The following is a 15,678-nucleotide window of genomic DNA, read 5'->3' as shown; positions in this document are numbered from 1 at the left end:
ATTCTATAAATTAACTATATCTCAAACACAAAAAAACCGACTCTAGGTCGGCTTAATGTCTCTTGCAAAGAATGGTACCGGAAGACGGACTTGAACCGTCACGCCCGAAGGCAACGGATTTTGAATCCGTCGTGTCTACCAATTCCACCACACCGGCATGAAGGGAAGTAAACGTGAGTTTACAAAGAAATGATCTTTTACGTAAAAGCCTATTTCTTTACAAACTCTTTCTTAACAACTTCTCAATGAAATTATTAAGAGGTCGGCATTATACGAAAAAACACCGTGTTAGCAATAGTTTTTATAAAACAATGTGTTTAGATGTTGTTTATTTAACCGTTAATAAATATCCTCTAAAAAATAATGCGATTTAACAACACACTTTGGTAAACTATTCGAAATATTCAAAGGTGTTCTCATGAATTCAATTAATTATAACGACTTCCCTCGTGCGGGCTTTAGACGCCGCGTTGCCTGTTGGGTATACGATTTTTTAACTGCTGTAGCGGTTTATATGGTTGCTGGACTGATCTCATTCTGTATTTTTATCTTTTTTAACCATTTGGGGTTTATTGATATGGGTGAATATGAGCACTTGATTGATGTACAAGAAAACTCCTTTTTATATAGCAGTTTAATATATCTCTGGAATTTCTTTTGGGTGGCTTTTTTCTTTGTATGGTTTTGGGCGAGAAGTGGTCAAACTATTGGTATGAAAGCATGGCGTTTACGTGTTCAAAATCAAGATGGTTCGCTAATTTCTAAAACAACAGGCATTAAAAGATTGTTACCCACATTAATGGGATTAGGTAATTTGGCCGTTATATTTGATAGAAAAAACAAGTTAAGCTTGCAAGACCGTTTTACACAAACTGAGGTGGTTTTATTACCTATTGAAGTGAGTAGAGCTAAAAACATTTAGCCCTACTTAATGGATATTTAATTTGGTTTTCGCTGCATCAAGTACAGCGCAATACTCACAAATATTATGCTTGGCATCACAGCGCCAAGTATAGGCGGTAATTGATACACTAAACTCATTGAGCCCATCACTTCGTTACTGATATAAAAGAGTATACCTGTTGCAACCCCCATCATTATTCGTGCGCCCATAGAAACAGAACGTAATGGGCCAAAAATAAACGACAATGCCACCAATAACATAACAGCTACAGTAATGGGTTGAACTATTTTTCGCCAAAAGGCGAGCAAGTATCGGCTTGAGTCTTGATCGTTATCTTCCAAATATTGTAAGTAGTCTGACAGGCCACTAATAGATAAAGACTCTGGCGTAATAACACCTAATTTATCGGGTGTTAATGATGAATCCCATGCTTTTGTCGCTAACTTTTCAGATGATATATTGTTATCAGTTACAAAGGTTTCTACTACACCGCTTAACTCCCAAGCATCGGTTTTGTAAAGTGCTCTTTCGGCAGCTAACCAACTAGAAAGTTTAAGTTTGTTATTAAATTTATAAATTTGAATGTTAGTGAGTTCACCGTGTTCTTTAATTTCACCGATATGAACAAAATAGTCACCATCTTTTGCCCAAACACCGTTTTTAGAAGAAACTAAACTACCGCCTGATATGGCTTGTGCTCTTACTTCACGCGCAGCTGCTTCACCTCTTGGTGCTAACCACTCGCCTACTGCCATGCTAATCAATATCATAATAACAGCGCTTTTCATTACTGATTTAATAATATCTAAACGCGACCAGCCCGCAGCCTGCATAACCACTAATTCACTATTACTCGCAAGTGAGCCAATACCAATTAAGCCACCAATCAAAGTTGCCATCGGGAAAAATATTTCGATATCTCTGGGAATAGCATACAACACATAAAGCGCCGCGTGCGATAAGTCATAATTACCACGTCCAACAGCTTTCATTTGTTCTACAAATTTAATAATACCGCTTAAGCTTACAAATACCGCTAATGTAGTCGCGGTAGTCGATGCGATTATTTTACCGATGTATATATCAAGAATTTTCATTATTGAGCTGCTTTTTTACGTGGAAAAGAAGGTAAAAGTGATTTTAATTTTAGTCCTGACGCTCTATTTTGAAGTAATAAAATAACACCTAAAACAAAGGCTAAAAAGTGTACTGGCCATAAACCAATAACATTAGGAATAGCACCGCTTTCAAGTGCTGAACGAGAAGCCGTTAATAATAAGAAATAACTTAAAAATAAGATCAACGCTGGGATCATTTTACCAAACTTGCCCTGTCGTGGATTAACGGTACTCAGTGGCACAGCAATTAATGTAACCACTAAACATACAATAGGAAAAGCCATTCGCCATTGCATTTCAGCACGGTATTCGTTTTGAAACTCTTCATCTTGAGTAATTAATAATTTATCTGTTGGTATAGCACTTAATTTACGACGTTTATGCTCAACTTTTTGATCTTGTATCTGGATATAATATTTGCCAAAAGCGACTTCTCGAAATTCTTTATTTTTAACGTCATTTTGGTATCGAATACCATCGGTTAATACAAGTCGTTGAGAGCCGGTATCTTCTTCTATGACTTGTCCTTGAGCTGCATAAACTAAACTCGAGTTAATTATACTATCAGCGGTATGTTCTTTATCAGGTAATTGAGCAACAAATACTTTTTTTAAAGCACCAGATTCTCGGTCTTTATCATGAATAAATACCACAGCTTTTTCGTTACCTGTTTTTTGAAACCGCCCTGCGGTTAACGAACTTAAACCAGAATCAGCCGCCAAATCTTCTTTAACTTGGTATTCGTATTCAGAAGCAAATGGTGATAAATATAAGGTGAAAGCGCCCGTAACGATTGCGGTGATCAAACCAAGAATAAGCGTAACTCTAACAACATACCATTCGCTCACACCACAGGCATGTAATACCGCCATTTCGTTGTCAGCGTATATCCTGCCATAAGCTAATAAAATCCCTAAAAATAAACTCAAAGGTAAAATCATTCCAGCTAAATCAGGCACCTTTAAACCAATGAAAATCATAACTAAATGACCAGGAATTCCACCTTCAGACGCATCGTCCAAAACACGTACAAATTTGTTACTAATAAATATCGCCATCAGTACAAAAAATACAGCAAGCTGCGTTTTAGCGACTTCTTTTAATAAATAGCGAAAAATAATCACAAATAGATCCTATAAAAACTTAGTTTTTTTCTGACAATCGCACTATTTTTAAGTAAACTGGTTGTTTTCATACTAAATAATAAGTGCACTAGAAGCATAATGTTGTTGAAGCCAGCGACGATTATAGCCTTTAGGCGAATAGATTTAAAAGTAATCTTCCTTATTATTTAATGTTTTAAGCAGTTTAAACGACCATTTTTAATTAAAAATAGCGTTTATAATAGCCAATTAGGAGAACCCATGGAGTTCAGTGTAAAAAGTGGTAGCCCAGAAAAACAACGCAGTGCATGTATTGTAGTTGGTGTATTTGAACCACGTCGTTTATCTGCAATAGCTGAACAACTTGACGAGATAAGCGAAGGTTATATTAGTAATTTGTTACGTAGAGGCGACCTTGAAGGTAAGTCTGGGCAAATGCTATTACTTCATCATGTTCCTAACGTATTAAGTGAACGTGTGTTATTGGTTGGTTGTGGTAAAGAGCGTGAATTAGACGAACGTCAATATCGTCAAATTATCAGTAAAACAATTAACACCTTAAACGAAACTGGTTCAATGGAAGCTGTATGCTTCTTATCTGAGCTGCATGTTAAAGGTCGTGATACTTACTGGAAAGTTCGCCAAGCGATTGAAGCAACTCAAGATTGTTTATACAGCTTTAACAGTTTAAAAACGCGTAAAGCAGAAGCCCGTCGCCCACTACGTAAAATAGTATTTAACGTTCCTACTCGACGTGAACTGCCTCTAGGAGAGCGTGCAGTAGCACATGGTTTAGCGATTGCTGAAGGTATTTCTACCTGTAAAAATGTAGCCAATATGCCACCTAATATTTGTAATCCAGCCTATCTAGCAGAACAAGCACGTATTTTAGATAACGATTACGAAAAAATTACAATAACCGTTGTTGATGAAAAAGAAATGGAAGAACTTGGCATGGGTTCTTACCTTGCCGTTGGTCGCGGTTCAGAAAACGAATCGTTAATGAGCATCATTAAATACAATGGCGCGGGTGATGATTCAGCTCCTGTTGTATTAGTAGGTAAAGGTTTAACTTTTGATAGTGGTGGAATTTCATTAAAACCCGGCGCAGGCATGGATGAAATGAAATACGACATGGGCGGTGCTGCAGGTGTTTTAGGTGCTATGCACTCTCTTGCTGAATTAAACTTACCGATTAATGTTATTGGTGTACTTGCTGGGTGTGAAAACATGCCAGGCAGTAATGCTTATCGACCTGGTGATATATTAACAACTATGTCAGGCCAAACCGTTGAAGTATTAAATACCGATGCTGAAGGCCGTTTAGTATTATGTGACGCCTTAACTTACGTTGAACGTTTTGACCCAGAAGCCGTTATTGATGTTGCGACATTAACAGGTGCTTGTGTTGTGGCTTTAGGTAAAAATGCAACAGGATTAATGAGTACACATAATCCGTTAGCTCACGAACTACTTAACGCTTCAGAGCAAAGTGGCGATAGAGCATGGCGCTTACCTTTATGGGAAGAATATTACGAACAACTTGAAAGCCCTTTTGCAGATTTAGCCAATATAGGCGGCAAAGGTGCGGGTGCTATTACTGCAGGTTGTTTCTTATCTCGCTTTACTAAAAAATACCACTGGGCACATTTAGACATTGCTGGTACAGCATGGCGCAGCGGCGGTAAAGACAAAGGCTCAACAGGCAGACCTGTAAGTATGCTAACGCAATATTTATTAAATAAATCAGGTACAGAACAAGGTGAATAAACCTAAAGCTAGTTGTTGAATACGGCTAGCTTTACTTAAGGTTATTATTTAACAGCTATTCGGTAATTTAAATGCAAACAAAAGTCATGTTTTATGTGCTTCCCGAAGTAGAAAACACTTCTAAAGAGCCAGTACATAACGATACAACTGTTGATATCGAGTCAAACTCGTTAATTCATCAAGCCTGTTTGCAAGCTGCCTATTTTTACAGACAAAACCAAAAAGTGTTTATTTATACGCAAGATCAAGCACAAGCTCATAATATTGACGAAATGTTATGGGCTTTTGAGCCTCATTCATTTGTGGCTCATAATTTAGTCGGTGAAGGCCCAAGAGGTGGTTCTCCAGTTGAAATTAGCTGGCAAAATCCAACAACTAGGCGCCCTGTTCTTATTAACTTAACCACTACAGTGCCTAATTTTACGAATAATTTTTCAACGGTAGTTGATTTTGTACCAACAAACGAATTATTAAAGCAGCAAGCTCGAGACAGATACAGAACTTGTAAGCAATGGGGATTTTTAGTTGAAAGCCAACCAGCCCCTGTTATTACTTAAATTAATACTTAACTCGATGTTTAACTAAAGCGAGTTATAAGACACTCTTCTTACGGAAATTCTGATGGAAAAAACATTTACTCCTTCTGACATTGAACAATCCCTTTATAAAAGTTGGGAAGACCAAGGTTACTTTAGCCCTACAGGCGAAGGTGACGGCTACTGTATTGCTATTCCACCACCGAATGTGACGGGTAGCTTGCACATGGGTCATGCATTTCAACAAACCATAATGGATACGTTAATTCGTTATCAGCGTATGCAAGGCAAAAATACCCTTTGGCAAACGGGTTGTGACCATGCAGGTATCGCAACACAAATGGTAGTTGAACGTAAAATAGCGGCAGAAGAAGACAAAACACGCCACGATTACGGGCGCGAAGCCTTCATCGACAAAGTCTGGGAATGGAAAGAAGAATCTGGCGGCACTATTGGTAAGCAAATGCGCCGTTTAGGTAATTCTATCGATTGGTCACGCGAACGTTTCACTATGGACGATGGTATGTCTGAAGCCGTACAAGAAGTTTTTGTACGATTATTTGAAGATGACTTGATTTACCGTGGTAAAAGACTCGTTAACTGGGATCCTAAATTCCATACGGCTATTTCAGATCTTGAAGTTGAGAATAAAGATAAAAAAGGCCATATGTGGTACTTACGTTACCCATTAGCCAACGGCGAAAAAACTGCCGAGGGTAAAGACTACTTAGTTGTAGCGACTACTCGACCAGAAACTGTTCTTGGTGATACTGGCGTAGCTGTTAACCCTAAAGACGAACGCTATAAAGATCTTATCGGTAAGCATATTTTATTACCGTTAGTTAATCGTTTAATTCCTATTGTTGGCGATGATCATGCTGACATGGAAAAAGGCACGGGTTGTGTAAAAATAACGCCAGCTCACGACTTTAACGATAATGAAGTAGGTAAACGTCATAACCTACCACTTATCAATATATTAAATAAAAATGCAGAAATTTTAGCAGAAGCTGAAGTTTATAACGGAACGGGCGAAGTAAGCGATGCTTACGATACTGCTTTACCCGCTGAATTTGCAGGCTTAGACCGTTTTGTTGCACGTAAAGCCATTGTTGAAAAGTTTGATGAACTAGGCTTATTAGTAGAAGTTAAAGAGCACGATTTAGTGGCCCCATATGGCGATCGTTCTGGTGTAATTATTGAACCACTATTAACTGACCAATGGTACGTAAGAGCCGGACCTTTAGCTGAACCTGCAGTAGATGCGGTTAAGTCAGGTGAAATTGAGTTTGTGCCTAAACAATACGAAAACATGTACTTTTCTTGGATGAAAGACATTCAAGACTGGTGTATCTCTCGTCAACTTTGGTGGGGACATAGAATTCCAGCTTGGTATGACGAAAACGAAAATGTATATGTTGGCAGAACAGAAGAAGAAGTAAGAGCTAAACACAACATTCCAGCAGATATCAGCTTAAAACAAGACAACGACGTACTTGATACATGGTTCTCATCTGCGTTATGGACCTTCTCTACATTAGGTTGGCCAAAAAACACTGAAGACTTAAAAAACTTCCACTCAACAGATGTGTTAGTTACAGGCTTTGATATTATTTTCTTCTGGGTTGCTCGTATGATCATGATGACCATGCACTTCAACAAAGATGAAAGTGGCAAACCACAAGTTCCATTTAAAAAAGTGTATGTTACCGGCCTTATTCGCGATGAAAATGGCGATAAAATGAGTAAATCTAAAGGTAATGTTATTGATCCTTTAGACATGATTGATGGTATTTCTTTAGATGAATTATTAGAGAAACGTACTGGCAACATGATGCAACCTAAGTTAGCCGCTAAAATAGCTAAGCTAACCAAAAAAGAATTTCCTAATGGTATTGAAGCACATGGTACTGACGCGTTACGTTTTACCTTAACCTCTGTTGCAACTACTGGTCGCGATATTAGCTGGGACATGAAACGCCTTGAAGGTTACCGTAATTTCACTAACAAATTATGGAACGCCAGCCGTTATGTATTAATGAATACCGAAGAGCATGACTGTGGTAAAGACAGTAATGCGGAAATGGAGTTTTCATTAGCCGATCGTTGGATCTTAGGTCAATTTCAACAAACGGTTAAAACGGTACATGAAGCCTTTGAAACCTTTAGATTTGATTTAGCATCACAAGCGCTATACGAATTCACATGGAATCAATTCTGTGATTGGTATTTAGAGCTCACTAAGCCTGTATTTTTCAAAGGAAACGAAGCCCAGCAGCGTGCAACTCGTCATACTTTAGTTAATGTACTGGAAAGCTTATTACGTTTAATGCATCCAATAATGCCTTATATTACTGAAACTATTTGGCAACGTGTTGTGCCATTAACTAACTTTATCGAAAATAACGGTAGTCAATTAGGTAATAGCATTATGGTTCAGTCATTCCCTGTGTTTGATGAAAACCTATGCGATCAACAAGCGATAGATGACTTAGAGTGGGTTAAACAGTTCATTGTTGCTATTCGTAATATTCGTGGCGAAATGGACATTTCACCAAGTAAGTCATTACCTGTGTTAGTTAAAAACGTAAGTGCAAATGATCAACGTCGTATCGATGAAAATCAGCAGTTCTTAAGTGCATTGGCAAAATTAGAAAGCATTACTGTATTGACTGACAATGACGAAGCCCCTTTATCTGCTACTGCGGTTGTTGGTGATTTATCTGTTCTTATTCCAATGGCAGGTTTAATTGATAAAGATGCTGAAATAGCACGCTTAACTAAATCAATTGAGAAGCTGAACAAAGAAGCGGATAAAACAAGAAGTAAATTAAGTAATGAGAAATTTGTTGGTAAAGCCCCAGAAGCTGTTATCAATAAAGAAAAAGCTAAATTAGCTGAAGCTGAGTCAGCACTTGAAAAGCTTCAAGAACAAGTTACTCAAATCGAAGCGTTATAAACGTACACAACTCTATACGTTTTTGTAAAAAAGTTGTTAAAAGCCAGCATCTTAGCTGGCTTTTTTTTGTCATAAAAAAGTAAAGATTAATGGGAACCTTTGTGATAACATGTTGTCGCGTTGAGTTTTTGCGTTTCGGAAGAAGGAAAGGTTAGCTAGTAATAGTTGATTGTCCTAAACGCTTTTATTGTGTTATTGGAAACCTTTCTCTGTCTGTACTTTGAGGTAGAGAGCATTTACTCCGTATGTAGCCATTTGGCTGTTTTTAAACTATTTTTTGTGAGAAATGTAAGTATGTCTGACTCAGTAACAGGTAAAGTAAAATTCTTTAATGAATCTAAAGGATTCGGTTTCATTGAGCAAGAAAACGGCCCTGACGTTTTTGTTCATTTTAGCGCTATCCAAGGTGACGGTTTCCGCACTTTAACTGATGGCCAAGCAGTATCTTTTACAGTTAAACAAGGCCAAAAAGGCCCTGAAGCTGAAAACGTAACAGCTCTTTAAGTTAAACACTTAAAACAAATTCGAAAAAGGTGAATCAGAAATGATTCACCTTTTTTATTTGTTCCTCCTCATCAAATTACTTCGTCTAATAACAATCTATACCCGTTACCAATCAAATTATCTAACAATACGAAACATCATATACAAACAACAGAGTTTACATATAGAATGAATTAATAAAATCCATATAAAGAATTCAGCATGAAATATTTCTTCAAAATATTTTTAATGTATGTGTTTATGATAATGTTCAGCTTTGGCTGTACTTCCATACAAAAGCCATCTACATCAAAATCATTCATAAAAGCGCCCTCTATTGAACAAGCTAAACGAATTGTGTTTCTTGGAGACAGTATTACTTTTCAAGGCGGTATGGTTGTTAATACGGAGTTATGGTTAAAAAAGCTCTATCCGAACAAAGTATTCGAAATTATTAATGTCGGTTTACCAAGCGAAACGATTACAGGGTTAAGCGAAGCAGGACATGCAAACGGTACATTTCCTCGCCCGTATGTGCATGACCGTTTAATATCAGTTTTAGATAAAACACAACCTGATCTTATTATTGCTATGTATGGTATTAACTGTGGTATATACCAGTCGTTTAACGACAAAAAAGATAAACGCTTCCAACAAGGTTATTTAGCGTTAAACAAAGCCATTAGCGAACGCAATATTCCTGCAGTTTATATAACCCCGCCTATGTATGACCATCAAAAAGGGAGCATAGATGCCCTTGATTATAATGATAAAGTCTTAAGATCTTTTTCTAATTGGTTATTACAAAAAAGAGTAGATGGTTGGCATGTGATTGACCTATACAACGAAATGAACAGGCAAATTATAACGTTAAGAAAAGACCAACCTGATTATTTTTATCAACATGACGGTATTCATATGATTGACGAAGGATACTGGTTTTTAACTGACTTAATTATGAATTATTTTGAGCCCGAAAAAATTATAATGAATCAACAACATATTTCTAACTCACTATCTTTAGCTGAAACCTTAAGTAAATCACCACAAAAATTACTTACACTAACAAACAAAAAAATGCAGTTAACTCGAGATGCGTGGTTAACTTATACAGGACACACACGCCCTAAACTTCCTGTTGGTTTACCCATGAATCAATACAAAATAGAACTTAAAGCACTTGAAAAACAAATAACGAAAATTTTAGATAAGTAGCCTAAATTGAGATTAAACCGTTATTCATTAAAACTCAGAAAGCCTTTACCAAGTAGATGCATACTCAAAATGCGTTTTTACTTGGTAATAGGCATAGAAGCATTAATAACATCAACTAAAGCTTCGATATGAAGTTCGTCATCATTGAGTGCAGGAATGTAGTGGTAAGTTTCACCGCCAGCGTCTATAAAAACAGCTCGGTTTTCATGCTCTAACTCTTCTAATGTTTCTAAGCAGTCAGCACTAAAAGCAGGACTCATTATGGCAACATGCTTATGGCCTTCTTTAGCTAGTTTTTCTAAAGTTACATCAGTGTACGGCTGTAGCCATTCAGCTTTACCAAAACGCGATTGAAAGGTCATTACAAAGTCATCTTTATCAAAACCTAAAGACTCTGTTAATAAACGCGTGGTCATACTACAAAAACAATAATAAGGGTCGCCCTGCTCTAAAAAGTATTTAGGCATACCATGAAATGAAAGTATGAGCTTATCGGGTTTACCGTATAATTTAATATGCTCAGTTACGCTATGTTTAAGCGCTTGAATATATTTAGGATTGTCGTGGTATCCGCTAATAAAACGTAAACTTGGGATCCAACGCCACTTTTGAAGTGTTTTAACAACGGCATCAAATGTTGAGGCTGTTGTAGGGCCTGCATATTGAGGATATAAAGGTAATACAATAATATCGTTAACACCTGATTGCTGCATCGTATTTAAGGCATTTTCAATTGAGGGATTACCATATCGCATAGCCAAAGCAACGGTTACCTTGTCGCCATATTTTTCTGTTAACGCATTTTCAATTTTACTTTTTTGTTTTTCGCTGATCACCATAAGTGGTGAGCCTTGCTCTGTCCAAATACTTTTATACAAAGCGGCGGATTTTTTAGGTCGAATACGTAAAATGATACCGTGTAGAATAATCATCCATAATATTCTAGGTATTTCTACTACACGAGGATCAGATAAAAACTCCCTTAAATAAGTTCTTAATGCTGAAGCTGTTGGCGCTTCAGGTGTACCTAAATTAGTCACTAGCACACCTATTTTCGCTTTCTTATCGTGAAGTTCTTTACTGCGGCCTAAAAATCTCGACATAATATTTATCTAAACACTCGTTAAGGAACAATGGTATCAATCAATAATGATACGGGTTCGGTTGATAACACATCAGTATTTAGCCGTTCCGCTTTAAAGTCGCCAGATTTAGTACCCACACTGCCACTAGCAGAAATTACCGCGTAAATATTAACGGCAGGAACATCACTAATTTTAGCTTGTGGCGACATTGCTTTACTGTCGTTTAGCACAACAGTTACAGGTAAATCACTTGCTTTCATTTTAACCGCGGCAACAGGCATTCTGCCATGTTTAGCATCTGATGATACTGCGTAGATAAATACGACCTTATCTTCACCTTGGATCAGTTGTTCTTTAATATTTTCACTTATATCAACATTAACTGTTAACTGTGGCCCTGTATCAGTTTGATCGTTATTTGTTGAAACAGGATGACTTTGTTCCATACCTTGTCCATTAGCGGCTTGTAATAACCTGTTTTTAGCTTCAGCTACCGCCTCACTAAGCGCTTGTGTATTTACATTCGGTTTACCGGCATTAATAACCGTTTCCCAATGTTTAATCGCTATTGCATAATTTTGCTTCATAAAATTATGCATACCCATGAGTATATTGGTTGAAGCATCAGCAGGATTTAATGCTAGCGCTTTATCAATAAACTCTTGCACATCACTTGAGATAGTTTGATTGTCTTTATAGTAGTAAGCTTGAGCTTTAGCACCATATAACTCAGCAGATTCACCTTCAATGCGAATAACTTGATCAAACGACTCTATCGCTTTGTCGAATTCACCAATATTGATAAAGGCTTGACCTAAGCCATACCAAGCGTCTGAATTATCAGGTTCGTTTACTGTTAAATCGATCAGGGATTTGATTTGAGCAATTATTTGTTGTGCTTGATCTTGCTCGCTCATTTCAGCACCAGCATGTTGGTTACTGTTTAATGGCTGACTCAGTTGCTCGTAAGCGCCATTATGGTTGTACATAACAAAACTAAAGGTCAAAACAAAGAGTGTTAATATTATTGGCCAAATAACCGAAATAGTTTTGCTTTCAATCACGTCTTCAGCTGAAGCTTTCTTATTTTCTTCTATATCTTGTAATAAGCTTTTATCTAATTCTGCAATTAAGTATTGGTAATTTTCATCATCAATACTGCCTTGTTTAAAATCGTTTTCAATTTCAGCTTTATGTTCGTGATATAACCTAACATTAGTATCGTCACGTTGTGAGTTATTGACAATAGTCACGTTGTTATTTTGTTTAATAAAATGCCACCAAATAACAACGAGTATAAGGAGAAGAAAAGCAACAATTAATATAATGAGTTCTGGCATGAATTTATTTGTCTTTTAGTATGTTATCAAGTTTGCTTTGCTGTTCAGTAGAAAGTGTTTTTTCAACTGTAGCTTGCGGCTTTTTACGAATAATCATCACTACAACTATTACACCAATAAGTAATAATAGCGCAGGACCAAACCATAAAATATACGTAAGGCTGTTCACTCTCGGGCGATATAATACAAAGTCGCCATATCGAGCTACCATAAAATTAACAATTTCACTGTCTGCTTTTCCTTGCTCAAGTAAATCATAAACTTCTCTACGCAAATCAGCTGCAATAGGTGAGTTAGAGTCAGCTAAATTCTGATTTTGACATTTAGGACATCTCAACTCTTTGGTTAAATCGTTGAAACGTATTTTAGTCACTTCATCTTTAAATTCGTATGTATCAACAGGGCTAGCATGCACAATAGAAGTTGTTATAAAAGCACAAGTTAATGTAATGCTTAAAACTAATGAGGCTAAAAATTTGGTGATCATAATAACTATCTCCCCGCTTGTTGTTCAGATTCAATTTGCACAATAAGTGGCTCAAATTCATGACGCCAAATATTGGCATTTAAGGGGCCAGCGAAACGCTTACGAATAATATTGTTATGATCAATAACAAAAGTTTCAGGTGCGGCGTACACACCTAAATTAATACTTAACTTGCCTAATTCATCAAACAATGAAAACTGGTAAGGATTACCTAAAGCAGCTAACCATTTTTGAGCGGCTGCTCTTTCATCGTCATAATTCAAACCATAGATAGTAAAGCGATCAGTTTTAGAAAGTTTTAGTAAATACTCATGCTCAGCTCTGCACGACGGACACCACGTTCCCCATACATTAACCAATTTAATACCGGCTTTAAAATCTGCATTGGTTTTCAACGTTTTCTCATCGTTAACACCATATAACGAAAATTCAGGAAATTGCTGATTAACCAAAGCAGAAGGCAGTTCAGTCGGATTTAACGACAACCCGCGATATAAAACCACACCCAATACAACAAACAATATAAGAGGAATAAATCGAATTAACTTACCCATTACTCTGCTCCTGCTAAATTTGGTTTTGCACTCTGAATTTCGCTATTTTCTGAGCTCGAAGATTTTGTTTTCACTGTTTTTTTTCTACGATATCGTTTATCTAACATGGTAAGTACGCCACCTACTGCCATGAAAATAGCGCCTAACCAAATCCACCTTACAAAAGGTTTGTAATGTACGCGTACCGCCCAAGCATTATTTGGTAATGGATCACCCAGAGCAACATAAACGTCTCTAAACAAACCGGGATCTATTGCTGCCTCAGTCATTCCCATAGTTTGTACTAAATAAGTACGTCTTTCAGGCTGTAACAAGCTAACAAAGTCACCATTTTTATAAACCTCAATTTGGCCTTGCACCGCCGAGTAATTAGGACCTTTTACGTCTTTAACACCGTTAAATTTAACTTCGTATCCTGAAATAAGTGCACTTTCACCTTGTGACATTTTCACATTGGTTTCGGTTTCATAAGTAGAAACAAGCGTTACACCTACAATAGCGATAGCAATACCTTTATGGGCTAATGTCATACCAATTTGACTTAAGCTGATCCTAGATATTGATAATTTTCCATCTGGGCCTTTCGCTCTGTTGTATAAGTCTTTCAATACCACGAGCTCAACCCAACAGGCTAATGTAATCCCCATAGTGATCCAAGCATTAAACTCACCGGCATATAGGAAAGGAAAAGCTATACCAATAACAATACTAATAATTGATGGAGAAAATAATTGTTTACGTAATTCACCTTTTTTAGCTTTTTTCCATCGAATAAGCGGGCCAATACCCATAACAATAAAGAGTAAACTCATTATTGGAACAAATACCGCATTAAAATAAGGGGGCCCAACAGAAATTTTACCGTAACCTAAGGCATCAACGAGTAATGGGTATAAAGTACCGAGTAACACAGTAACAGCAGCAATAACAAGAATAACGTTACAAATAAGTAATGCTGTTTCTCTTGAATAAAAAGCAAAACGGCTAAAACTTGCAACGTTTGAAGCTCTTATAGCAAATAATGTTAAGGAGCCTCCAACAGCTATAGCTAATAACATGAGGATAAATAATCCACGCCCTGGATCTGCTGCAAACGAATGAACAGAGGTAATAACTCCAGAACGAACGATGAATGTTCCCAGCAAGCTTAAACTAAACGCAAAAATAGCTAATAAAACAGTCCAGTTTCTAAAAGCTCCTCGTTTTTCAGTAACCGCTAACGAATGAATAAGTGCCGTTCCCACTAACCAAGGCATAAATGAAGCGTTTTCAACTGGATCCCAAAACCACCATCCGCCCCAACCGAGTTCGTAATAAGCCCACCAACTACCTAAAGCAATACCACAAGTTAGGAAAACCCATGCTCCAACGGTCCAAGGTCTAGCCCATCGAGCCCAAGCCGCATCTAACTTACCGCACATTAAAGCCGCTACAGCAAAAGCAAAAGACACAGAGAAACCAACGTAGCCTAAATATAATAATGGCGGATGAATAATTAAACCAACGTCTTGTAATAAAGGATTTAAGTCACGCCCTTCTACAGGCACATTAGGCCATAAACGTTCAAATGGATTTGAAGTTAATAAAGTAAATACCGCAAAACCAACCACAACCATGCCTAACACAGCTAAAACGCGTGCAATAAACGCGTCTTCAATACCATCACTAAATTTAGCAACTGCGGCTGTCCAAGCGGCTAAAGAAAAAACCCAAAGCAATAATGAACCTTCATGCCCGCCCCACACCGCACTTATTTTAAAATAATAAGGCAAATGGCTATTTGAATGGCTTGCAATATAAAGTACGGAGAAGTCATCGGTTACAAAGCTATAACCCAAAGTAATAATACTAATAGCAATAAAAGCAAACATACCAAACGTTAGCGGTTTAGCATAAGTTATAAGCTGTTGGTGCTTAGTTGCTATGCCAACTAAAGGCACAATACTTAAACAAATAGCAAAGGCTAAACCAATTATGAGAGCGAAGTGCCCTAACTCAGGTATCATTTATTTCTCCGGATTTATCTTTCTTTCTCGATCTTTGCTGTAAAGTCGAATAAAGGTGGGGCTATTCAATTAATTTTTAATAACATTATTCATTTGAATGCGTATTTTAGAATGTATT

13 protein-coding genes and 1 tRNA gene are annotated in these 15,678 nt (G+C 37.1%); 6 read left to right on the top strand and 8 right to left on the bottom strand.

Going from position 1 to position 15,678, the window contains the following annotated elements; translation table 11 throughout:
- Window positions 1–72 precede the first annotated feature (72 nt).
- A tRNA-Leu gene (locus ACM9HF_RS17640) sits at window positions 73–157 on the bottom strand.
- A 261-nt stretch (window positions 158–418) separates the two neighbouring features.
- Here ACM9HF_RS17640 and ACM9HF_RS17635 point away from each other — a divergent pair.
- A complete protein-coding gene (locus tag ACM9HF_RS17635; RefSeq protein ID WP_473612328.1) occupies window positions 419–922 on the top strand; it encodes an RDD family protein in 504 nt (167 codons plus the stop codon).
- A 17-nt stretch (window positions 923–939) separates the two neighbouring features.
- On the opposite strand, the gene lptG is transcribed toward ACM9HF_RS17635, so the two are convergent.
- Both lptG and lptF read right to left on the bottom strand, forming a co-directional pair.
- Window positions 940–2,004: an LPS export ABC transporter permease LptG gene (gene lptG / locus ACM9HF_RS17630; RefSeq protein ID WP_473618329.1), complete on the bottom strand. Its 1,065-nt coding sequence runs from the start codon at window positions 2,002–2,004 to the stop codon at window positions 940–942.
- A complete protein-coding gene (gene lptF, locus ACM9HF_RS17625; protein ID WP_473612325.1) occupies window positions 2,001–3,146 on the bottom strand; it encodes an LPS export ABC transporter permease LptF in 1,146 nt (381 codons plus the stop codon). The genes lptG and lptF overlap by 4 nt, the downstream gene beginning before the upstream one ends.
- 240 nt (window positions 3,147–3,386) lie before the next feature.
- Between lptF and pepA the strand changes: the two genes are divergently transcribed.
- From pepA to ACM9HF_RS17600, 5 genes are all read left to right on the top strand, one after another.
- Window positions 3,387–4,895, top strand: a complete 1,509-nt coding sequence (gene pepA, locus ACM9HF_RS17620; RefSeq protein WP_473612321.1) for a leucyl aminopeptidase — start codon at window positions 3,387–3,389, stop codon at window positions 4,893–4,895.
- Window positions 4,896–4,966: 71 nt separating this feature from the next.
- A complete protein-coding gene (locus ACM9HF_RS17615; protein ID WP_473612317.1) occupies window positions 4,967–5,452 on the top strand; it encodes a DNA polymerase III subunit chi in 486 nt (161 codons plus the stop codon).
- A gap of 64 nt (window positions 5,453–5,516) precedes the next feature.
- A complete protein-coding gene (locus tag ACM9HF_RS17610; protein ID WP_473612314.1) occupies window positions 5,517–8,390 on the top strand; it encodes a valine--tRNA ligase in 2,874 nt (957 codons plus the stop codon).
- A 294-nt stretch (window positions 8,391–8,684) separates the two neighbouring features.
- A complete protein-coding gene (locus ACM9HF_RS17605; protein WP_077341370.1) occupies window positions 8,685–8,894 on the top strand; it encodes a cold-shock protein in 210 nt (69 codons plus the stop codon).
- Window positions 8,895–9,095: 201 nt separating this feature from the next.
- Window positions 9,096–10,088 carry a GDSL-type esterase/lipase family protein gene (locus ACM9HF_RS17600; RefSeq protein WP_473612309.1) on the top strand — a complete coding sequence of 331 codons (993 nt, stop codon included), beginning with the start codon at window positions 9,096–9,098 and terminating at the stop codon, window positions 10,086–10,088.
- Between the two features lie 77 nt (window positions 10,089–10,165).
- Here ACM9HF_RS17600 and hemH read toward each other — a convergent pair whose 3' ends face one another.
- From hemH to ACM9HF_RS17575, 5 genes are read right to left on the bottom strand one after another with little or no spacing between them, the layout of a single operon-like run.
- Window positions 10,166–11,191 (bottom strand): ferrochelatase, encoded by a 1,026-nt coding sequence (hemH, locus tag ACM9HF_RS17595; protein ID WP_473612305.1) that lies wholly within the window; start codon window positions 11,189–11,191, stop codon window positions 10,166–10,168.
- Window positions 11,192–11,211: 20 nt separating this feature from the next.
- Entirely contained in the window at window positions 11,212–12,513 is a 1,302-nt protein-coding gene (gene ccmI / locus ACM9HF_RS17590; RefSeq protein ID WP_473612302.1) for a c-type cytochrome biogenesis protein CcmI, read from the bottom strand.
- A gap of 4 nt (window positions 12,514–12,517) precedes the next feature.
- Window positions 12,518–13,000, bottom strand: a complete 483-nt coding sequence (locus ACM9HF_RS17585) for a cytochrome c-type biogenesis protein (protein ID WP_473612299.1) — start codon at window positions 12,998–13,000, stop codon at window positions 12,518–12,520.
- Window positions 13,001–13,005: 5 nt separating this feature from the next.
- Window positions 13,006–13,554, bottom strand: coding sequence for a DsbE family thiol:disulfide interchange protein (locus ACM9HF_RS17580; protein WP_473612295.1), 549 nt, complete (start codon window positions 13,552–13,554; stop codon window positions 13,006–13,008).
- Window positions 13,554–15,560 carry a heme lyase CcmF/NrfE family subunit gene (locus ACM9HF_RS17575; protein ID WP_473612292.1) on the bottom strand — a complete coding sequence of 669 codons (2,007 nt, stop codon included), beginning with the start codon at window positions 15,558–15,560 and terminating at the stop codon, window positions 13,554–13,556. The genes ACM9HF_RS17580 and ACM9HF_RS17575 overlap by 1 nt, the downstream gene beginning before the upstream one ends.
- Between the last annotated feature and the right edge of the window lie 118 nt (window positions 15,561–15,678).

It is taken from the genome of Colwellia sp. RE-S-Sl-9, assembly GCF_048296855.1.
GTDB lineage: Bacteria > Pseudomonadota > Gammaproteobacteria > Enterobacterales > Alteromonadaceae > Pseudocolwellia.
This window is presented reverse-complemented; position numbering and strand designations above follow the sequence as displayed.